Here is a 20,333-nt window from a genome sequence, read left to right as displayed (position 1 = left end):
AGCATCTTTTAATCTCGAATGTGTGCCCAGGTGGCGGAATTGGTAGACGCGCTGGTTTCAGGTATCAGTGACTTAACGGTCGTGGAAGTTCGAGTCTTCTCCTGGGCACCAAAAATTTTCAAGTAACAGATGACCAAGGATCTGTTACTACTGTGTGAAAGCAGACGAAAGTCGCCTTCACCAGACGATGCAAAGCTTTGCCCAGGTGGCGGAATTGGTAGACGCGCTGGTTTCAGGTATCAGTGACTTAACGGTCGTGGAAGTTCGAGTCTTCTCCTGGGCACCATACAAAAACCCACTAGCTTGCTAGTGGGTTTTTTCTTGCCTGCGATTTCATGTCGCCGGGCAGCCCCCTCCTTCGTCTACCCATGAATTTCCCGTCATGCGCCCATTTGAGAAACAATTTCGTTTACCATTGTTTCCAAATATGTAGCCGTAAGCGAGGAAATACCCGCATGACGATCCGCCCGCAACCGCTGATGCGCACCCTGGCCGCCGCAGTTCTGAGCCTGGTGATCGGCGCTCCGGCCGCCCTGGCAGACGAACCGGTCACGTTGACGATGTACAACGGCCAGCACAAGGAAATCGGTGAAGCCATCGCCAAGGCCTACGAGGCCAAGACCGGTATTCATATCAATATTCGCAAGGGCAGCAGCAACCAGCTGGCCAGCCAGATCATCGAGGAAGGCGAACGCTCGCCGGCCGACATCATCTATACCGAAGAGTCGCCACCGCTGAACAACCTGGGCGAACTGGGCCTGCTGGCGAAGATCGACGACGCCACCCTGAACATGCTGCCCAAGGAGTACGTGGGCGCCAACGGCACCTGGATGGGCGTCACCGCGCGTACCCGCGTGGTGGTCTACAACCCGAAGAAGATCGATGAGAAAGACCTGCCGACCACGGTGATGGATTTCGCCGGCCCCGAGTGGGACGGCCGTGTCGGCTACGTGCCCACCAGCGGCGCCTTCCAGGAACAGGCGGTGGCCATCCTCAAGATGCACGGGCGCGAAGCCACCGAAGAATGGCTGACCGGCCTGAAAGCCTTCGGCAAGACCTACACCAACAACATGGTCGCGCTGAAAGCCGTGGAGAAGGGCGAAGTCGCCGCCGTGCTGGTGAACAACTACTACTGGTACGCCCTGGAGCGCGAGCGCGGCAAGCTCGATTCCAAGCTGTACTACCTGGCCGACGGCGACGCCGGCAACCTGGTGACCATCTCCGGTGCTGCCGCGGTCAAGGCCAGCAAGCATCCGAAAGAGGCCCAGGCCCTGCTCAACTGGATGGCCAGCGAAGAAGGCCAGCGCGTGATCACCCAGACCACCGCCGAATACCCGCTGCATAAAGGCATGGTCTCCGACCGTGGCCTGAAGCCGTTCGATGAGCTGCGCCCGCCGAAGATCTCGCCGGCCGACCTTGGCAATGCCGAGGAAGCCATCGAGCTGGAACGTGAGGTTGGCCTGCTCTGATGACTGCCGCCCTGCCCTCGCCCGCCTTGGCGCGCTTCGTCCCCAAGCGCAAGCGCCCGTCCATCTGGGTGATGCTGCCCGTGCTGTTCCTGGTGGCCATGAGCCTGCTGCCATTGCTGTACGTCGGGCTCAAGGCCTGGGATGCCGGCTGGCATGAAGCCCTGCGCCTGTTATGGCGTCCGTTCGTGTGGGGCTTGCTGCGCAACACCCTGCTGCTGATGGTCGGCGTCACCGCGTTGTGCCTGGTGGTGGGCGTGGCCCTGGCCTGGCTGCTGGAGCGCAGCGACCTGCCAGGCCGACGCCTGTGGGGCGTGGTGCTGTGCCTGCCATTCGCCGTGCCATCGTTCGTCAGCAGCTTCACCTGGGTGTCGCTGAGCTCGGACTTCGAAGGACTGGGCGGGGCAATCCTGGTGATGGCGCTGTCGAAGTACCCACTGGTGTTCCTGCCGGTAGCCGCCACCCTGCGCAACCTGGATACCGCGCTGGAGGAGTCGGCGCGCACTCTGGGCTGCAGCCGCTGGGGTGTGTTCCGCAAGATCACCCTGCCGCTGCTGTGGCCGTCGATGCTCGGCGGCGGGCTGCTGATCGCCCTGCACATGCTGGTGGAGTTCGGCGCCCTGTCGATCCTTGGCCTGCAGACCTTCACCACGGCGATCTACCAGCAGTTCGAGCTGGAATTCAGCAACGCCAACGCCGCGATGCTTTCGGCGGTGCTGCTGGTGCTGTGCCTGGCGATGCTGTGGCTGGAACTGCGGGTGCGTGGCAAGGCGCGCCATGTGCGCATTGGCCAGGGCGTGGCGCGCCGCGCCCAACCCTTGCGACTGCGCGGCTGGATGCCACTGGGACAGCTGTTCTGCCTGGCGCTGGCGGTGCTGGGCAGTGGCATTCCACTGGCCATGCTCGGCTACTGGCTGAGCGTGGGCTCGTCGGCAGCCTTCCCGGTCGCGGCCATCGGCAAGGCCCTGGGCACCTCGCTGTCGGTGTCATTGGGTGGCGCCGGCTTCTGCGTGCTGCTGGCCCTGCCAATCAGCTTCCTGGTGGTGCGCTACAAGGGGCGCCTGGCGATCTGGGCCGAGCGGTTGCCGTACCTGCTGCACGCCCTGCCCGGGCTGGTGATCGCGCTGACCCTGGTGTTCTTTGCCCTGCACTATGTCCCGGCGCTGTACCAGACCACGGCGCTGCTGATCCTGGCCTATGCCTTGCTGTTCCTGCCGCTGGCACAGTCGCCGGTGCGCACCGCACTGAACAAGGCCTCGCCAACCCTGGAAGAGGCGGCGCGCACCTTGGGCGCCAGCAGCTTCGCAGCCTTCTGCCGGGTTACCTTGCCGATCATCTTCCCGGCGATGGCGGCGGCGTTCGCCCTGGTGTTCCTGGATGCGATGAAGGAACTGACCGCCACCTTGCTGCTCAGCCCGACCGGGATGACCACCTTGGCCACCGAGGTGTGGGCGCATACCGCCAATGTCGAGTTCGCGGCGGCGGCGCCCTATGCGGCTCTGCTGATCGTAGTGTCGGGATTGCCGGTGTATCTACTGACTACGCGGATGTATCTGAACAAGGCGTAAGACCTATCGCGGGGCAAGCCCGCTCCCACGCCGCCGTGTACCGGTCGCGTGGGAGCGGGCTTGCCCCGCGATGCTTTATTTCAGGCCCTGAACTGCCCCAGGCTGGCCCGCAACTGCGCCGCCAGGTCATCCAGCACCTTGCTGCTGGCGGTGGTCTGCATCACCACCTCGGCCGAACGCTCGGCCTGGGCATGGATGGTTTCGACTCGCCCACGCACGGCCTGCGCGCCGTTGGCCTGCTGCTCGGCCGCTCGCGTGGCCAGGCCGATCGCCGCATGCACCTGCTCGACAGCAGCCTGCACCGATTGCTGGCGCCGCTCATTGTCGCGCAACACCAGCAAGCCCTCACTGGCCTGGCGCCCGGCCTGACTGATGGTCGCCACCGCCTCCTTGGCGCCTTGCTGCAGCGCAGCGATATGCGACTGGATATCCCCGGTCGAGCTCTGCGTCTTGCTCGCCAAGGCACGCACCTCATCGGCCACCACGGCGAAACCGCGCCCGGTCTCTCCGGCCCGCGCCGCTTCGATGGCGGCGTTGAGCGCCAATAGGTTGGTCTGTTCGGCAATGCCATGGATCACCGTCAACACCACCTCGATCTGCTCGCTCTGCTTGGCCAGCCGCTCGATCACCTGGGAGCCGGTCTGCACTTCGCCGGCCAGATTCTCGATCAATCGCGCCAGCTGCGTCGAAGCACGGCTGTTCTCGTCGGTCGCCTGGCGAATATCCACCACCTGCTGCAATGCCGCCTGCATGGCGTGGCTCTCGGCCTGGGCCTCGTCAGCCATGCTCGACAGGTCGCGCAGGCTGGCAGCCACTTCGTCGCGCTGCAACGCGGCAGCGGCATCGGCCCCAGCGTTGCGCTGGGCCATGCTGTCGATCTCCACGCCAGTACGCTGCGCTACTTCGCCAGCTTCGCGGACGATGGGCTGCAGCTTGTCGACGAAGCGATTGACCGCCGAGGCCATGTCACCAATCTCGTCACGGCTGTCGAGCTTGACGCGCTTGGTCAGGTCGCCTTCGCCGGCGGCCAGGTCATTCAACGCGACGATCAGCAGGCCGAGCTTGCTGAGGACGCGACGCCCGAGCACCACGGCCACCACCAGCAGCACACCCAGACCGACCAGTACCAGGCCCAGGCCGATGCGCCAGCGCAGCTCGGCGGCGGCATCACGCACGGTCTGCGCGGTATTGGCCTGCATCGCCGTGGCGCTGTGCTGGGCTGTCTCCAGGCGCGCACGCAAGGCCTTGCCACTGTCGGCGGCGGCGGCCACCAGGCTGTCCCCGACCAGTTGCTCGCCACTGGCGATCAAGGCCGCGAAGCGCTGATCCAGAGCCTTGAGCTCCTGGTCGATGCCCGCGGTGGACACGCCCATCAGCACCTTGCCGATCTCTGCGCCATTGGGGTTGATCGACGCTTCGACGAAGTACACCGACGGATCCTTGCGTGCGGCATCCAGCACCTTGTCCAGCGCCCGTTCACCCTGGCCCTTTTCCATCAATGCCTGGTTGATCGGGTTCTGCCGGTTGAGGTAGCGGGTCAGGTGCTGGCCCTGGGCATCGTCGTAGATCACGAACAACACGTTGGGATTGCGCTGGGCACGGCGAGCGAAGTCCGAGAGCATCGGCACGTCGTTGTCCCAGATCGCCCGTGGCGCGACCGAGGCCAACAGATCGGCCATTTCATGGGCCGAGTCCCTGAGATTTTCCTCCAGCGTTGCGCGCAACTGCTGCTGCTCATCCTGCAGACGGCTGGACAGGCCCGCACTCAAGCGCTGGCGCGTACTGACGGAAAGGCTGTCGAGCCCAGCCCGGACATCCTCCCCGGCCTGCTCCAGTTCGGCAGCCAGTTTCTGGCTGTCATTGCCCAGGCGCGCCCCCAAATCGGCCTCCAGGGCAGTGACCGTGCTCCGCGTCAGTGCAACGGCAACCAGCACCTGCACCAGAAGAGCGATACCAAGCGCAACAAACACAGGCCGCAAGAGGCGGCTTCGTAACAGTGAAAGGATGGCAGACACGTTGTAACCCTCGTGTTTCTGGCGCCATTACTTTGATGGCATCTACAGAAACTTCTTACAGCAAGGGTTGTGCCTGAGACAGCAGGTATAAATGCCAAAGATATGAGGCGATTATCCATGGCAGCGAAATTGCCTGCACCGAAGCCATGCGCGGGGCAGGCCCGCCGCTACTTCGTACCCATATGAAAACGCCGCGCCTCCTTGCGGGGGCGCGGCGTTCAGTCAGCTAGCGAGTAGCTGATCAGGCGAACGGATGACGCAGCACGATGGTCTCGTTGCGGTCCGGGCCAGTCGAGATGATGTCGATCGGCGCGCCGACCAGCTCCTCGATGCGCTTGATGTAGTTGCGGGCGGCCTGCGGCAGCTCTTCCAGGGTTTTAACGCCCAGGGTCGACTCGCTCCAGCCTGGCATCTCTTCGTACACCGGCTCCAGGCCGATGTAGCTGTCGGCATCGGAAGGCGCGTCGATGACGGCACCGTTCTCGTTCTTGTAGCCAACGCAGATGTTGATGGTTTCCAGGCCGTCCAGCACGTCCAGCTTGGTCAGGCAGATGCCCGAGATGCTGTTGACGTCGATGGCGCGACGCAGGATCACGGCATCGAACCAGCCGCAACGACGGGCACGGCCGGTGGTAGAGCCGAACTCGTGGCCACGCTTGGCCAGGGTGGCGCCGGTCTCGTCGAACAGCTCGGTCGGGAACGGACCGGAACCGACGCGGGTGGTGTAGGCCTTGGTGATGCCCAGGATGTAGTCCAGGTACATCGGGCCAACGCCGGAACCGGTGGAGATGCCGCCGGCGGTGGTGTTGGAGCTGGTGACGTACGGGTAGGTGCCGTGGTCGATGTCCAGCAGCGAGCCCTGGGCGCCTTCGAACATGATGTCCTTGCCGGCGCGGCGCAGGTTGTGCAGTTCGGCGGTGACGTCGAGCATCATCGGCTTGAGCTGCTCGGCGTAGGCCATGCACTCATCCAGGGTCTGCTGGAAGTCGATGGCCGGCTCTTTGTAGTAGTTCACCAGCTGGAAGTTGTGGTAATCCAGCAGCTCACCGAGCTTGGCGGCGAAGCGCTCGCGGTGGAACAGGTCGCCGACGCGCAGGCCGCGACGGGCCACCTTGTCTTCGTAGGCTGGGCCGATACCACGACCGGTGGTGCCGATCTTGGCTTCGCCACGGGCTTTTTCACGGGCCTGGTCGAGGGCCACGTGGTACGACAGGATCAGCGGAGCCGCCGGGGAAATGCGCAGGCGCTCGCGCACCGGTACGCCCTTCTCTTCCAGCTTGGTGATTTCACGCATCAGGGCATCCGGGGCAACGACCACGCCGTTGCCGATCAGGCATTGCACGCCTTCACGCAGGATGCCGGACGGAATCAGGTGCAGAACAGTCTTCTCACCGTTGATCACCAGGGTGTGGCCCGCGTTGTGGCCACCTTGGTAGCGCACGACGGCGGCAGCATGTTCGGTCAGCAGATCGACGATCTTGCCTTTGCCCTCATCACCCCACTGGGTGCCCAGGACGACGACATTCTTACCCATTACATTTGTCCTCATTCACGCAAACTTGGTGCCGGCCCATTGCCGGCGAAGAATCTCAATGGGTCAGCGGCAGAACCTGCCAGCGCCCGTCTTGCTGAATCAATTGCCGATCACAATCCGCCTCGAGGGCAGCACTCAGCGGCTGGCCAGGCAAAGCCTGGACCACTCGCTGGCCCTCGTTGCGCAACTGGCAGACCATCTGCCAGAGGGCCGCATCGCTGCTGTCGGGCATCCAGATGCCGCCAGCAGGCAATACGACCTCCGCTCGCCCCAGTGTGACCAGGGTCTTCAAATCCGTGGAGAATCCGGTGGCCGGGCGTGCCCGGCCAAAATCAGCGCCGATGTCGTCATAGCGGCCGCCCTGGGCGATCGATTGACCTTCGCCAGGCACGAACACGGCGAACACCACGCCGGTGTGATAGTGGTAGCCGCGCAGTTCGCCGAGGTCGAAGTACAGCGGCAGGTCCGGGTAGCGCGAAGCCAGGCGATCGGCGATCGCCAACAGGTCGTCCAGCGCCGCCAGCACGCTGGCCGGGGCGCGGCCCAGGCGCACACGGGCCTCGGCCAGCACTTCACGACCACCGCACAGCTCGCACAGGGCGCGCAGCATGTTGCCGAGGTCCTTCGGCAGGTCTGCGGTCAGCGCCTGCACTTCATCGACGGCCTTGCGCTGCAGGGCATCGAACAGTTGCTGCTCGACCGCGCCGGACAGGTTGGCGGCACGGGCCAGGCCGCGATAGATACCGACATGGCCAAGGTCCATGTGCACATCGGCGACATCGGTCAGTTGCAGCGTGGCGAGCATCAGGCTGATGACTTCGACATCGCTGGTAGGGCTGGCGTCGCCGTACAGCTCGGCGCCCAGCTGGATCGGGCTGCGCGAGGTCGACAGGGCACGCGGCTGCGCATGCAGCACGCTGCCGGCATAGCACAGGCGGCTCGGGCCTTCACGGCGCAGGGTGTGGGCGTCGATGCGCGCCACCTGCGGCGTGAAGTCGGCACGGAAGCCCATCAGGCGGCCTGACTGCGGGTCGACGACCTTGAAGGTACGCTGGTCCAGGTCCTGGCCGGCGCCGGTGAGCAGCGACTCCAGGTACTCGATATGCGGGGTGACGACCAGTTCGTAACCCCAACTCTGGAACAGGTCCAACACCTGACGACGCGCGATCTCGATGCGCGCCGCCTCAGGTGGCAGTACTTCCTCGATGCCATCTGGCAGTAGCCAGCGGTCTACCGTTGCCATTACGCCATTTCCCCTCTGGTCCGGGCGGCCTGCCAGCTGGCGAGCCGTGAGTAAAGCAGGCATTGACGCACAACAGCGGGCAGCACCGATCCCAGCGCAACCACCGTAGCCAATACCCTCGAATTGCCTTGCGACCTGACCAAACCGTCAACTGGCCGTTTGCCAATCAACCTTGCAGACGCAAAAAAGCCGGGAATTTCCCGGCTGACTCATCATACACCCCTTTTCATTCAGGATGCACCCCGCCAGGCATTTTAGCTGCCCGGCGGGGCGAATCCCTCATGAGAGCACGATCAGGGCTTGCTCTTGTCCAGGAAGCGGAAGAACTCGTTCTTCGAATCCAGGACCAGCACATCGCTCTTGCTGGAGAAGCTTTCGCGGTAGGCCTTTAGGCTACGGTAGAACCCGTAGAAATCGGCGTCCTGCGTGTAGGCCTTGGCATAGATGGCAGCTGCCTGGGCATCGCCATCACCACGGGTCTCTTCCGCTTCGCGGTACGCTTCAGCCAGCAGCACGCGGCGCTGACGGTCGGCGTCGGCACGAATACCTTCGGCCAGCTCGTTACCCTTGGCGCGGTGCTCGCGGGCTTCACGCTCGCGCTCGGTGCTCATGCGGTCGAACACGCTGCGGTTGACTTCCTTGGGCAGGTCGATGGCCTTGACGCGAACGTCGACCACTTCGATACCCAGCTCCTTGCTGGCCATGCGGTTCAGCGAGGCGGTGATATCCGCCATCAGCGCATCACGCTCACCGGAAACCACTTCGTGCAGGGTGCGCTTACCAAACTGGTCACGCAGGCCGCTCTCCAGACGACGCGACAGGCGCTCGTCGGCGATCTGCTTCATACCCGAAGTTGCGGTATAGAAGCGCTCGGCGTCCTTGACCCGCCATTTGGCGTAGGCATCGACCATCACCGCTTTCTTCTCAAGCGTCAGGAAACGCTGGGTCGGTGCGTCGAGGGTCATCAGGCGGGCGTCGAACTTGCGCACCTGGTTCACGTACGGCACCTTCACGTGCAAGCCAGGCTGGACATCGGCCTTGACCACGCGACCGAACTGCAGCAATACCGCGCGTTCAGTCTGCGAAACGATGTAGAAGCAGTTCCAGGCGGCGATCGCCAGCACCACGGCGCCGATCAGGGCGAACAGTGACTTATTGCTCATCAGCGGCTCTCCCTGGAACGCAGCGGCGGTTGTGGTTGCAGGTCCTGCGCGGCACGCGCGGCGGCGTCATTGACCGACGGCGATACGCTGCTGGCCGGCGCTGCACTGTTGCCACGGCTGCCTTCGACCATCTTGTCCAACGGCAGGTAGAGCAGGTTGTTCTGCCCGTCCTTGGCCGTGACCAGGACCTTGCTGGAGTTGCTGTAGACCTCCTGCATGGTGTCCAGGTACAGACGCTGACGCGTGACCTCCGGCGCCTTGCGGTACTCGGCGACCAGCTTGGTGAAGCGATCGGCCTCACCCTTGGCGCGGGCGATGACTTCATCGCGGTAGCCGTTGGCGTCCTCGATGATGCGCTGCGCCTGGCCACGGGCCTCCGGCACCACGCCATTGGCGTAGGACTCGGCCTGGTTGCGCGCACGCTGCTCGTCCTCACGGGCACGGATCACGTCGTCGAAGGCTTCCTGCACTTCACGCGGGGCTGCCGCGCTCTGTACGTTGACCTGGGTGACGGTGATACCGGTACGGTAGGTGTCGAGGAAACGCTGCAGACGCTCGCGGATGTCCACGGCCATCTGCTCGCGGCCTTCGGTCAGCACCTGGTCCATCGAGGTGGAACCCACCACGTGGCGCAGGGCGCTGTCGGTCGCATGCTGCAGGCTGACTTCCGGCTGGTCGACGTTGAGCACGAAGTCCTGCAGGTTGCTGATGCGGTACTGCACGGTCAGTGGCACTTCGACGATGTTCTCGTCTTCGGTGAGCATCTGCCCCTGCTTGGTGTAGGCCCGCTCGCGGGTCACGTTTTCCATGTACTTGCGGTCGATCGGCGGGAAATAGATATTCAGGCCGGGACCAACGGTCTCGTAGTACTTGCCGAAGCGCAGCACCACGGCCTGCTCCTGCTCGTCCACGACATAGACGGCGTTGTACAGCCAGATTGCCGCCAGAGCCGCCAGGCCGATGCCCAGCAGGCCGTAGCCGCCACCCTTGCCGATATTGCGGTCACCGCCGCCGCCACGTTTCTTGCCACTGCCGAACATGCCGTTCAGGCTGTCCTGCAGCTTGCGGAAGGCCTCGTCCAGATCCGGTGGACCTTTCTTGTCGCCACCACCGCCGCCACCATTACGGCGGCCGCCCCAGGGATCCTGATTGTTCGAGTTGCCACCCGGCTCGTTCCAAGCCATAGCGCTCTCCATCTGATAAAGCAAAGACGCGCCCACGGCGCGCCGTCCAATGCTACAGAATGCCTGTCACGGCTGCCCGGCGACCTCGACGGGCATTTATTGCAAAGTGTGTTGCTCGACAAACACTTGCGGCTCCATGCCTTCGCGGCTGACCAGGCGATTCAGCTCGACCCTGGGCAGTCGCACGCTCAGCAGGCTGCGCCCTTCTTCATCATGCTCTTCACTCTGCACGGCACCCAGGGCAAAGAATTGCGCGCGCAGGCGGGCAAACCGTTGCTCCAGGCACAGGGTTCCGACATACAGATCGTCCCCCAGCAACTCGGCAATCGCCTGGCCAACCAGCTCCAGGCCTCGTCCATCGCGTGCCGATACCCAGACCCGCTGCGGCTTGCCATCGGCATCGCGCTGGATCTGCGGCTCGACATCTTCGAGCAGGTCGAGTTTGTTATAGACCTCGAGGATCGGCAAGCTCTCGGCACCGATCTCGCCCAGCACCGCCAGTACCTGTTCGATCTGCTCCATGCGCTCGGGCTCATGGGCATCGATCACGTGCAGCAGCAGGTCGGAGTTGCTCGACTCTTCGAGCGTAGCCCGAAATGCCTCGACCAGCTTATGCGGCAGGTGGCGGATGAAACCTACGGTGTCGGCCAGCACGATCGGCCCCAGGTCGGCCAGCTCGAGCCGGCGCAAGGTCGGGTCGAGGGTGGCGAACAGCTGGTCCGCGGCATACACATCGGATTGCGTGAGTGCGTTGAACAGGGTCGATTTACCGGCGTTGGTATAACCCACCAGCGACACCGAAGGAATGTCGGCGCGCTTGCGCCCACGACGGGCCTGCTCGCGCTGGCTGCGCACCTTCTCCAGGCGTGCCTTGATCTGGCGCAGGCGCACCCGCAGCAGGCGGCGGTCGGTTTCGAGCTGGGTTTCACCCGGGCCACGCAGGCCGATACCGCCTTTCTGCCGCTCAAGGTGGGTCCAACCGCGTACCAGTCGCGTGCTCATGTGCTCGAGCTGGGCCAGTTCGACCTGCAGCTTGCCTTCGTGAGTACGCGCCCGCTGGGCGAAGATATCGAGAATCAGCCCGGTACGATCCAGCACGCGACACTCGAAGACGCGCTCGAGGTTGCGTTCCTGGCTGGGCGTGAGGGTGTGATTGAAAATCACAAGGTCGGCTTCGGCCGAATGGACCAGGTCGCGCAACTCCTCGACCTTGCCACTGCCGATCAGAAACTTGGCGGTGGGCTGATGCCGCGCCACTGTTACCAGCGAAACGATATCGGCTCCGGCCGACAGCGCCAGCTCCTGAAACTCCTGCGGGTCTTCGCGCGCCTCAGGGTTCTGACCTTCCAAGTGAACGAGCAACGCTCGCTCACCACCACCGTGGCGCTCAAAGAACAATGCAGGCTCCTACTTTTTTCAAGCGTTGCCTGGCTCGCTGTCGCCGTGCTCACCATCGGTCGGGCTTGGCAGACGAACCGGGCGTGCGGGGACGACGGTCGAAATGGCGTGCTTGTAGACCATCTGGCTGACGGTGTTTTTCAGCAGCACGACGAACTGGTCGAAGGATTCGATCTGGCCCTGCAGCTTGATCCCGTTGACCAGATAGATCGAAACCGGGACTTTTTCTTTTCTCAAGGTGTTCAAGTAAGGGTCTTGTAGCGAATGCCCTTTTGACATATGCCGCACTCCTGTAAGGATCAATAATAGAAAATCAAGAAAATCGATAAATTATGCCGCCCCTTCGCAAGAATAGACGGCAACTGGCAGGGACTCAGCTCAATATGGAGACGGTCCCCAGGTATTTCAAGGTGCGGGACAGATTGTCGCAGGCCAGGCTATCCAGCCAGTGGACGTCGGACCAGCCGCGCAACCAGGTGAATTGCCGCTTGGCCAGCTGACGCGTGGCAATGATACCGCGTTCACGCATCTCATTCTCAGTCAGCTTGCCGTCGAGGTAGTCCCAGACCTGCCGATACCCCACTGCCCTTATAGACGGCAGCTCGGCGTGCAAGTCACTTCTGGCCCGCAGCGTTCGGACCTCGTCGACAAAGCCCTGTTCCAGCATCTGTGAAAATCGTAACGCAATTCGCTGATGCAAAATGTGACGATCTGTAGGCGCTATCGCCAGGCTGGCGACAGTATAGGGCAAATGCTCGCCCGCGCCTGCGTCTGCGCCGCTACTTTGCGCGTATTGACGCTGACGGTGGGCGGTCATGCTCTCGCCGCTCACTTTGTACACTTCAAGCGCACGGATCAGCCGCTGCGGGTCATTCGGATGAATACGCGCCGCCGACTCCGGATCGACTTCGGCCAGTTGCCGGTGCAATTCGGCCAGGCCGAGGGCCTGCGCCTGTGCCTCGAGCTCGGCGCGCACCGTGGCATCGGCCGGCGGCATGTCCGCCAGGCCATCGACCAGTGCCTTGTAGTAGAGCATGGTGCCGCCGACCAGCAGCGGGATCTTGCCGCGCGCGGTGATCTCGGCCATGGCTTGGAGAGCATCGGTGCAGAAACGCTTGGCCGAGTAGCTTTCGGCGGGGTCGAGAATGTCGATCAGGCGGTGCGGATGCGCGGCCAGCACTTCCTTGGAGGGCTTGGCGGTACCGATGTCCATGCCGCGATAGACCAGCGCCGAGTCGACACTGATCAGCTCGCAGGGCAGCTTGCTGGTCAGCTCGATCGCCAGGTCGGTCTTGCCGGCCGCAGTCGGGCCCATGAGGAAAATCGCCGGAGGTCTGGCACTCATGTCATCGGCCCCGCAGGAACAGCTTGTCCAGATCGTCCAGACCCATCTGGGTCCAGGTCGGTCGGCCGTGGTTGCACTGGCCGCTGCGCTCGGTGTTCTCCATGTCGCGCAGCAAGGCGTTCATCTCGGGGATGGCCAGGCGCCGGTTGGCCCGCACCGCGCCATGGCAGGCCATGGTCCCCAGCAGCTCGTTGAGGTGCGCCTGGATACGGTCACTGGTGCCGTATTCCATGAGGTCGGCCAGCACATCCTGCACCAGGCGATTGGCCTCGGCCTGTTTGAGCAAGGCCGGGATCTGACGGATAGCCAGGGTTTCCGGGCCCAGGCGCTGCAGTTCGAAGCCCAGGCGTTGGAACCACTGGGCATGTTCCTCGGCGCAGTCGGCTTCGCGCTGGCTCAATGCCAGCGACTCGGGCACCAGCAATGGCTGGCCGCTCAAGCCTTCACTGGCCATGGCCACTTTCAGACGCTCGTACATGATCCGCTCATGGGCGGCATGCATATCCACCAGCACCAGGCCGACGGCGTTCTCGGCAAGGATATAGATCCCCTTGAGCTGCGCCAGCGCGTAGCCCAGCGGTGGGATGTCGCCCTGGCTTTCCGGCAACGCGCTCGGCGCGGCGGCGGCATTGTCCAGGGGGGCGTAGAACTCGCGGTAGGCCGCCTGGGCCTCGCCGGCATTCAGCGGCTGGGAGGGCCTGGGCGTGTACTGGTACTGATAGCCCGCGCCCGAACCGCTCGAAGCGAACCCCCGCTGCTCGCCCTGAGGCTGCTCGAGCACTGGCGAGGCCAGGCGCATTTCGCCTTGGGGGCCGAACTCGCCGGCCTGCAAGCCGCTGGGGCGGACCAGCTCATCGGTGGCCGCCGGCGCCGCAAGCTGGTCTTCCGGGCGCACATCGGCCAGGGCACGGTGCAAGGTGCCGTAGAGGAAGTCATGGACCATGCGCCCTTCACGGAAGCGCACTTCGTGCTTGGTGGGGTGGACGTTGACGTCCACGCCGGTCGGGTCGCACTCGAGGAACAGCACGAAGGTCGGGTGCCGACCATTGAACAGCACATCCCGATAAGCCTGACGCACCGCATGGGCGACCAGCTTGTCGCGCACCGCGCGGCCATTGACGAAGAAGTACTGCAGGTCGGCCTGGCTGCGCGAGAACGTCGGCAAGCCCACCCAACCCCACAGGCGCAGGCCGTTGCGTTCGACATCGATCGGCAGCGCCTGCTCAAGGAAGCCCGGGCCGCAGATGGTGCCGACGCGCCGCGCCCGCGCCATCTCGTCGGCGGCCTCATGCAGGCTGAAGATGGTCTTGCCGTTGTGCCGCAGGTGAAAGCCCACGTCGAAACGCGCCAGCGCCAGACGCCGGATTACTTCCTGCAGGTGATCGAATTCGGTCTTTTCGGCCTTGAGGAACTTGCGTCGGGCCGGGGTGTTGAAGAACAGGTCACGTACTTCGACCGAGGTGCCGACCGGATGAGCCGCCGGCTGCACCCGCGGGAGCATGTCGCGCCCCTCGGTCTCCACCTGCCAGGCCTCGCTGGCCTCGGCGGTACGTGAGGTGAGGGTCAGACGGGCGACCGAGCTGATCGATGCCAGCGCCTCGCCGCGAAACCCCAGGCTGAGCACGCCTTCGAGGTCTTCCAGCTCACGAATCTTGCTGGTGGCATGACGTGCCAGGGCCAGCGGTAGGTCATCAGGGGCAATGCCGCTGCCGTTGTCGCGCACCCGCAGCAACTTCACGCCGCCCTGTTCGACTTCGACTTCGATACGCCGGGCACCGGAGTCGAGGCTGTTCTCCAGCAGCTCCTTGGCCACCGACGCAGGGCGTTCGACCACCTCGCCTGCGGCGATCTGGTTGGCCAGCCGCGGGCTGAGCAGCTGGATGCGCGAGCCGCCACTCATCGCTGGGACGCCAGGGCGGTGGTCGGAATGTCGAGGTGCTGGCCGACTTTCAATTCATCGCTTTTCAGGCTGTTGCTGCTGCGCAGGGCGGCAACACTCACCTGGTAGCGCACGGCGATCATCGCCAGGGTCTCACCCGGCCGCACGGTATGCTCACGCGGCCCCTCGGCGATCTTGCCGCTGTCACGCAGCCAGGCAATGTAGGTGCCCGGCGGCGGGTTCTGCTGGAAGAACTGACGCACACCGGTATGGATCGAACGCGCCAAGGCCTGCTGATGACTGCGGGTAGCCAGCTTGGCCGCCTCGTTGGCATTGGAGATGAACCCGGTTTCAACGAGGATCGACGGGATGTCCGGCGACTTCAACACCATGAACCCGGCCTGCTCCACCCGCTGCTTGTGCAGCGGCGTGACCCGGCCCATGTTGCCCAGCACCTTCTGCCCGACATTGAGGCTGGAACTGAGGGTGGCGGTCATCGACAAGTCGAGCAGCACGCCGGCCAGCATGCGGTCCTTGTCGTCGAGGCTGACGTTACCGGCACCACCGATCAGGTCGGAGCGGTTTTCCGTGTCGGCCAGCCAGCGGGCGGTCTCGGAGGTGGCACCGCGGTCAGACAGGGCGAACACCGAGGCGCCGAAGGCAGCCTTGGACGGCGCGGCGTCGGCGTGGATCGAGACGAACAGGTCGGCGCCCTTCTTGCGGGCGATCTCGGTGCGCTTGCGCAGCGGGATGAAGTAGTCGCCGGTGCGGGTCAGCTCGGCGCGGTAACCCTTCTCGGAGTTGATCTGGCGCTGCAGTTCCTTGGCGATATCCAGCACGATGTCTTTCTCGTGCTGGCCACGCGAGCCGGACGCGCCCGGGTCTTCGCCGCCGTGGCCGGCGTCGATGGCGACCACGATGTCACGCTTGCCACTCGGTGCCGGTGGCAACTTGATCGCCGGCTGCGCCGGGGTGACGGGCACCGCCGGCGTGGTAGCCGGTGGCTGCGGTGTCGGTGGTGGTGTCGGGTTGCTGGCGGCGATGGCGTCGGCTTCCTGGTCGTACAGGTCGACCACCAGGCGATTGCCGTACTGGGCGTTCGGCGCCAGGGTGAAGCTCTTCGGCGACACGGCTTTCTTCAGGTCGACTACCACGCGCAGGTCGGTTGGCGTGCGCTGGGCCGAACGCACGCTGGTGATCGGCGTGTTCGAGGTGGAGACGTTCAGCGGCGCCCCCAGGGTGGCACCGTTGATGTCGATCACCAGGCGATCGGGAGCGGTGAGGGTGAAGACGCTGTGCTGCACAGGCCCGGACAGGTCGAAGACCAGCCGCGTGTTGTCCGGAGCGCGCCACAGGCGCATGCTCTTGACTTGAGTGACGGCCAGAGCGTCAACGGTCACCGCGGTCAGCAGCAGCCCAACGACAGCGACCAGTGCGCGTATGCGCATACCTTTCCCCACTTACTGTATGAATTCTTTGGCCAGAACGGCACACCAGGCTTCGCCGCGTGCCCCCTGCGGCGACAGGTTCAGCGAACGTCCGCCCGCTTGCGGGCTTATGGTAATGGTCAGGTCGGGCTTTGGCAAAACGCCCGCGCCTTTATCTGGCCATTCGAACAGGCACAATGCATCGCCCTCGAAATAATCGCGAATGCCCATGAATTCAAGCTCTTCCGGGTCGACCAGGCGATAGAGGTCGAAATGGAAGGCGCGAACATCACCAATCTCGTAGGGTTCAACCACGGTAAATGTCGGACTTTTTACCGGGCCGGTATGACCCAGGCCACGGATCAGCCCGCGGGACAAGGTGGTTTTACCGGCCCCCAGGTCGCCCTCGAGAAAAATCACACCATGACCCTTGGTCACTTCGGCCAGTTTCGCGCCAAAGGCGACGGTGGCGTCCTCGTCGCCCAGAAACAGGGTTATGCCTGACACGCTGAATGCTCCTCCAATAACGCTCTAATGACCGGCACCAGATCACTGGCCGCCAGCCCTCTACCTTTGACACCCAACCGCTCGCCGGCGCACGCATGCAGCCACACCCCCAGGCACGCGGCCTGCCAGGCGTCCAGCCCCTGGGCGAGCAAGGATGCCAGCACGCCTGTCAACACATCGCCCAGTCCGGCACCGGCCATGGCTGGGTGCCCACGGCCGCAAAACGCCAACTGCCCGGCAGGGTCGGCCACCAACGTGCCGGCGCCCTTGAGCACGCAGACGCTGGCGTAGCGGCGCGCCAGCTTGCGCGCCGCACCCGGCCGGTCGGCCTGCACCGCCTCGGTGGAAATACCCAGCAGGCGCGCGGCCTCGCCGGGATGCGGGGTGAGGATGCTGCCGCTGGGCAGTGCCAGTGGCGTGCGTGCCAGCAAGTTGAGCGCATCGGCGTCCCACACCTGTGGCCGATGGGCATTGGCCACCGCCGACAACAGGCTGCGCCCCCACCCGGCCTGGCCGAGACCAGGGCCGACCACCAGCACCGTGGCACGCTCGAGCAGCGCCATCAGCTGGTTGGCCGAGCTCACGCCCAACCACATGGTCTCGGGCAGGCGTGTCAGCCCCGCAACTACGTGCTCGGGGCGAGTGGCCACGCTGACCAGGCCGGCGCCGCAACGCAACGCTGCCTCGCCACTGAGTATGACCGCGCCGCCTGTGCCGAGATCGCCACCGACCACCAGCACATGGCCGAAATCGCCCTTATGGGCATCAGCGGCACGTGGCGGCAACCTGGCCAAGGTCAGGCTGCTGAGCGGTAATGGGGGGTGTTTGGTCTGAGGCATGGGGTCAAAGGCTCCGATGTCTGGCAGAATTATACGCACCTCCGCTTGTAATGCTTGTTCATCCATGTCCGCCGACCTTCCAGACATCGCCACACTGGCCCAATCGATCAAGGATTGGGGCCGCGAACTCGGTTTTGCCCATGTCGGCATCGCCGGTGTCGACCTTGGCGAGCACGAGCAGCACCTGCAGCGTTGGCTGGCCGCCGGCCACAATGGCGAGATGGAGTACATGGGCGAGCATGGCAACAAGCGCTCGCGCCCGGCCGAGCTGATACCCGGCACGTTGCGGGTGATCTCGCTGCGCATGGACTACCTGCCCGGCGACACGCAGATGGCCAAGCGCCTGGCAGAGCCGGAAAAAGCCTACATCTCGCGCTACGCCCTGGGCCGCGACTACCACAAGCTGGTGCGCAAGCGGGTGCAGCACTTCGCCGACCGCATCCAGGAAGCCATCGGCCCGTTCGGCTACCGCGCCTTCGTCGACAGCGCCCCGGTGCTGGAGAAAGCCCTGGCCCAGGAGGCTGGCCTTGGCTGGATCGGCAAGAACACCCTGCTGCTCAACCGCAAGGCGGGCAGCTATTTCTTCCTCGCCGAGTTGTTCGTCGACTTGCCGCTGCCGATCGACGGCGTGCAGGGCAGCGATCATTGCGGGCGTTGCCAGGCCTGCCTGGACATCTGCCCGACCCAGGCGTTCGTCGGGCCCTATCAGCTCGATGCCCGGCGCTGCATCTCGTACCTGACCATCGAATTGCGCGGGGCCATTCCACTGGAACTGCGCTCATTGATCGGTAACCGGGTGTTCGGTTGCGACGATTGCCAGATCGTCTGCCCGTGGAACCGTTTCGCCAAGACCACGACCGAAGACGACTTCATGCCCCGCCGGGGGCTGGACAATATCGAGCTGGCCGAACTGTTCCTGTGGGATGAAAAGTGTTTTCTCGGCTGCACCGAAGGCTCGCCACTGCGCCGGGCGGGGTATGAACGGTTCCTGCGCAACCTCGCGGTGGGGCTTGGCAACGCACCGTCGACCATCCCCGTGCTGGAGGCGCTCAATGCGCGTAGGGATGATCCTTCGGAACTGGTACGCGAACATGTGGAGTGGGCCCTGGCTCGCCACAACGCCCTTTGAAGCTCGCTGCTTCGACTTTGCCTTTGGCGATCAAAAGGTCAACCCCATAGCCCGCGAGCGCCAGCTGCGCCAGTGCAGGCGCCGCCCGTAACTTCGCGACTTCAGGAGGCCGAACGCAGGTCTTGCGGAGGGAGGTGACGGGCATGGATGCCCGTCAAGCGCTGCGCCCCAGGATGGGGCGTTCAGCGCGGTCCTCCCGGGAGCAAGGCCGGAGTGAGGGGACCCCGGAGCGAAGCGTAGGGGCCGGATGAATGGAGCGATGTACGGATCACCCACATGGGTTACACAAAAGTTCACTCACATAGGTGACAACACCTTGAGTGTTACATAACCATCAGTGGCATCCCGCACATCGACCCTGCCAAGGATGATGGGACCGAAAATAACATCCCAGATGCCATCCCCAACCTGCTCCAGTCCAATGGTCTGGTGCTTGAGCACATAACCTACGTAGATCCTCAAGCCCCGGCGATTGATGATGCCGGAGCTATCAGCCGGCAAGCTCTCGATATGACTGGGATAGGTCATTTCGGGGAGCTTTTCAGGGAATGGGCGTGGAGATGGCTGGTAGCAAGACGCCGGTGTTTTCTGCTTCAGCGCTTCATGCAAGCGCTCATGATTGTAGTGCTGCCGAAAGCGATCAAAGTGCCGTTGTTGAGCCTCCCAGGCCACTGCCGGCGGCGATGGGAGCGTGCTTTTGAGCGTTCGATGCATGCGCTCGTGGCGGCCATTTTGTTCAGGCCGACCAGGCGCAATACGCTCGGGAATGATGCCTAGACGCAGCCACCAGATCGACAGCTGAGAAAGTCCCGCACGCCCCTTACTGGCAAACGGCACACCGTTATCGGTACGAATCCGCTCAGGCAAGCCATTCTCTCGGAACACTTGGGTGAAAACGGCCTGGGTTTCCAGCAGGTTGGTATTGGGCATGCTGTGACAGGCGAGCAGGAAACGACTGGCGTGATCCATGATCGTCAGCGGATAGCACCAGACGCCTGCACCTGTCAGGAATTGACCTTTGTAGTCCGCACTGAACAGCTGGTTAGGCGACTCGGCCTTCTCCAGGGGCTTGGGATAGACCGCTACACGCTGACGTAAGCGGCGTGGTTTGACCAATTCGGCTTTCTTGAGGATGTTGTAGATCGCTGTCTTCGAGGGCGGCGCCTGATCAGGGAAACGCTCCTGCAGCGCAGCCTGGATCTTTTTCGGCCCCGGTTCCGTTTCGCCTCGACTGCGCAATTCGATGATGGCTTCGCGAACTGCGGCGGGTACGACCCAATCCTGGTTCAACCGGCGGCGGCTGCGTTCTTCCAGCCCCGAAGGCCCCTCTTTCTCATATCGCTCGACCCATTTGTAGCCGGTCTTTCGGCTGATCTCGTAGGCCTGGCACAGGGCGCTGAAGCTGGGCGGCCCCTGCAGGTAATCCGCGATGAAAAGCATTTTAAGGTCCATAGGTTTCAGCTCTCGCCAAGGCATGGTCAGATCCTCGAAAACCGACCCTGCCAGTTAAAGACTGTTACCTATGTGCGTGAACTGATTTGTAACCCATGTGGGTGAGTCATACCCGCAGCGTTTTTTGGTTACTTTTTGTCGCGTTTGACAAAAAGTGACTCGCCGTTGAACTGACCCCCGAAAG

At 63.7% G+C, this 20,333-nt stretch carries 16 protein-coding genes and 2 tRNA genes; 5 read left to right on the top strand and 13 right to left on the bottom strand.

Going from position 1 to position 20,333, the window contains the following annotated elements; translation table 11 throughout:
• Positions 1 to 24: 24 nt before the first annotated feature.
• The 4 genes from AAHK21_RS16690 (at position 25) to AAHK21_RS16675 (ending at position 3,034) form a co-directional block, all read left to right on the top strand.
• A tRNA-Leu gene (locus tag AAHK21_RS16690) sits at positions 25 to 111 on the top strand.
• 88 nt (positions 112 to 199) lie between these two features.
• Positions 200 to 286, top strand: a tRNA-Leu gene (locus tag AAHK21_RS16685).
• 169 nt (positions 287 to 455) lie between these two features.
• Positions 456 to 1,469: an extracellular solute-binding protein gene (locus AAHK21_RS16680; RefSeq protein ID WP_023629373.1), complete on the top strand. Its 1,014-nt coding sequence runs from the start codon at positions 456 to 458 to the stop codon at positions 1,467 to 1,469.
• Entirely contained in the window at positions 1,469 to 3,034 is a 1,566-nt protein-coding gene (locus AAHK21_RS16675) for an ABC transporter permease (RefSeq protein ID WP_367857822.1), read from the top strand. Before AAHK21_RS16680 ends, AAHK21_RS16675 begins: the two co-directional genes overlap by 1 nt.
• A gap of 80 nt (positions 3,035 to 3,114) precedes the next feature.
• Here the strand turns inward: AAHK21_RS16675 and AAHK21_RS16670 are convergent, their stop codons facing one another.
• The 12 genes from AAHK21_RS16670 to AAHK21_RS16615 form a co-directional block, all read right to left on the bottom strand.
• On the bottom strand, positions 3,115 to 5,049 hold the full coding sequence (locus AAHK21_RS16670; protein ID WP_367857821.1) for a methyl-accepting chemotaxis protein: 1,935 nt from the start codon (positions 5,047 to 5,049) through the stop codon (positions 3,115 to 3,117).
• A 241-nt stretch (positions 5,050 to 5,290) separates the two neighbouring features.
• Complete coding sequence (locus AAHK21_RS16665; protein WP_028688256.1) at positions 5,291 to 6,583, bottom strand: adenylosuccinate synthase; 1,293 nt, start codon at positions 6,581 to 6,583, stop codon at positions 5,291 to 5,293.
• A 55-nt stretch (positions 6,584 to 6,638) separates the two neighbouring features.
• A complete protein-coding gene (locus AAHK21_RS16660; RefSeq protein ID WP_038706891.1) occupies positions 6,639 to 7,826 on the bottom strand; it encodes an ATP phosphoribosyltransferase regulatory subunit in 1,188 nt (395 codons plus the stop codon).
• A 293-nt stretch (positions 7,827 to 8,119) separates the two neighbouring features.
• Positions 8,120 to 8,989: a protease modulator HflC gene (gene hflC, locus AAHK21_RS16655; RefSeq protein ID WP_367857820.1), complete on the bottom strand. Its 870-nt coding sequence runs from the start codon at positions 8,987 to 8,989 to the stop codon at positions 8,120 to 8,122.
• Positions 8,989 to 10,173: an FtsH protease activity modulator HflK gene (gene hflK, locus AAHK21_RS16650; RefSeq protein WP_046853999.1), complete on the bottom strand. Its 1,185-nt coding sequence runs from the start codon at positions 10,171 to 10,173 to the stop codon at positions 8,989 to 8,991. Before hflK ends, hflC begins: the two co-directional genes overlap by 1 nt.
• 96 nt (positions 10,174 to 10,269) lie before the next feature.
• On the bottom strand, positions 10,270 to 11,571 hold the full coding sequence (gene hflX, locus AAHK21_RS16645) for a ribosome rescue GTPase HflX (protein ID WP_023629895.1): 1,302 nt from the start codon (positions 11,569 to 11,571) through the stop codon (positions 10,270 to 10,272).
• Positions 11,572 to 11,589: 18 nt separating this feature from the next.
• Positions 11,590 to 11,850 (bottom strand): RNA chaperone Hfq, encoded by a 261-nt coding sequence (gene hfq / locus AAHK21_RS16640; RefSeq protein ID WP_023629894.1) that lies wholly within the window; start codon positions 11,848 to 11,850, stop codon positions 11,590 to 11,592.
• Between the two features lie 94 nt (positions 11,851 to 11,944).
• Positions 11,945 to 12,916, bottom strand: a complete 972-nt coding sequence (gene miaA, locus AAHK21_RS16635) for a tRNA (adenosine(37)-N6)-dimethylallyltransferase MiaA (protein ID WP_023629893.1) — start codon at positions 12,914 to 12,916, stop codon at positions 11,945 to 11,947.
• A 1-nt stretch (position 12,917) separates the two neighbouring features.
• On the bottom strand, positions 12,918 to 14,816 hold the full coding sequence (mutL, locus tag AAHK21_RS16630; RefSeq protein WP_367857819.1) for a DNA mismatch repair endonuclease MutL: 1,899 nt from the start codon (positions 14,814 to 14,816) through the stop codon (positions 12,918 to 12,920).
• Complete coding sequence (locus AAHK21_RS16625; protein ID WP_038706894.1) at positions 14,813 to 16,243, bottom strand: N-acetylmuramoyl-L-alanine amidase; 1,431 nt, start codon at positions 16,241 to 16,243, stop codon at positions 14,813 to 14,815. The genes mutL and AAHK21_RS16625 overlap by 4 nt, the downstream gene beginning before the upstream one ends.
• 12 nt (positions 16,244 to 16,255) lie before the next feature.
• Positions 16,256 to 16,729: a tRNA (adenosine(37)-N6)-threonylcarbamoyltransferase complex ATPase subunit type 1 TsaE gene (tsaE, locus tag AAHK21_RS16620; RefSeq protein ID WP_023631735.1), complete on the bottom strand. Its 474-nt coding sequence runs from the start codon at positions 16,727 to 16,729 to the stop codon at positions 16,256 to 16,258.
• Positions 16,717 to 17,568 (bottom strand): NAD(P)H-hydrate dehydratase, encoded by an 852-nt coding sequence (locus AAHK21_RS16615; RefSeq protein ID WP_367857818.1) that lies wholly within the window; start codon positions 17,566 to 17,568, stop codon positions 16,717 to 16,719. The genes tsaE and AAHK21_RS16615 overlap by 13 nt, the downstream gene beginning before the upstream one ends.
• A gap of 64 nt (positions 17,569 to 17,632) precedes the next feature.
• Here AAHK21_RS16615 and queG point away from each other — a divergent pair, with 64 nt between their 5' ends.
• Positions 17,633 to 18,697: a tRNA epoxyqueuosine(34) reductase QueG gene (gene queG / locus AAHK21_RS16610; protein ID WP_367857817.1), complete on the top strand. Its 1,065-nt coding sequence runs from the start codon at positions 17,633 to 17,635 to the stop codon at positions 18,695 to 18,697.
• 297 nt (positions 18,698 to 18,994) lie between these two features.
• On the opposite strand, the gene AAHK21_RS16605 is transcribed toward queG, so the two are convergent.
• Positions 18,995 to 20,173 (bottom strand): integrase core domain-containing protein, encoded by a 1,179-nt coding sequence (locus AAHK21_RS16605; RefSeq protein WP_367856464.1) that lies wholly within the window; start codon positions 20,171 to 20,173, stop codon positions 18,995 to 18,997.
• Positions 20,174 to 20,333 lie beyond the last annotated feature (160 nt).

It is taken from the genome of Pseudomonas sp. TE50-2 (assembly GCF_040813665.1).
Classification (GTDB): Bacteria; Pseudomonadota; Gammaproteobacteria; order Pseudomonadales; family Pseudomonadaceae; genus Aquipseudomonas; species Aquipseudomonas soli.
Note: the sequence above shows the minus strand (reverse complement) of the source record. Positions and strands in the feature narration are given on the sequence as shown.

Bases quoted from the DNA above. Each gene is read 5' to 3' on its own strand.
- AAHK21_RS16605 (WP_367856464.1), bottom strand. From the start codon at position 20,173: ATGCCTTGGCGAGAGCTGAAACCTATGGACCTTAAAATGCTTTTCATC.
- hfq (WP_023629894.1), bottom strand. From the start codon at position 11,850: ATGTCAAAAGGGCATTCGCTACAAGACCCTTACTTGAACACCTTGAGA.
- AAHK21_RS16615 (WP_367857818.1), bottom strand. From the start codon at position 17,568: ATGCCTCAGACCAAACACCCCCCATTACCGCTCAGCAGCCTGACCTTG.
- queG (WP_367857817.1), top strand. From the start codon at position 17,633: ATGTCCGCCGACCTTCCAGACATCGCCACACTGGCCCAATCGATCAAG.
- mutL (WP_367857819.1), bottom strand. From the start codon at position 14,816: ATGAGTGGCGGCTCGCGCATCCAGCTGCTCAGCCCGCGGCTGGCCAAC.
- miaA (WP_023629893.1), bottom strand. From the start codon at position 12,916: ATGAGTGCCAGACCTCCGGCGATTTTCCTCATGGGCCCGACTGCGGCC.
- AAHK21_RS16665 (WP_028688256.1), bottom strand. From the start codon at position 6,583: ATGGGTAAGAATGTCGTCGTCCTGGGCACCCAGTGGGGTGATGAGGGC.
- AAHK21_RS16625 (WP_038706894.1), bottom strand. From the start codon at position 16,243: ATGCGCATACGCGCACTGGTCGCTGTCGTTGGGCTGCTGCTGACCGCG.
- hflC (WP_367857820.1), bottom strand. From the start codon at position 8,989: ATGAGCAATAAGTCACTGTTCGCCCTGATCGGCGCCGTGGTGCTGGCG.
- AAHK21_RS16675 (WP_367857822.1), top strand. From the start codon at position 1,469: ATGACTGCCGCCCTGCCCTCGCCCGCCTTGGCGCGCTTCGTCCCCAAG.
- hflK (WP_046853999.1), bottom strand. From the start codon at position 10,173: ATGGCTTGGAACGAGCCGGGTGGCAACTCGAACAATCAGGATCCCTGG.
- AAHK21_RS16680 (WP_023629373.1), top strand. From the start codon at position 456: ATGACGATCCGCCCGCAACCGCTGATGCGCACCCTGGCCGCCGCAGTT.
- AAHK21_RS16660 (WP_038706891.1), bottom strand. From the start codon at position 7,826: ATGGCAACGGTAGACCGCTGGCTACTGCCAGATGGCATCGAGGAAGTA.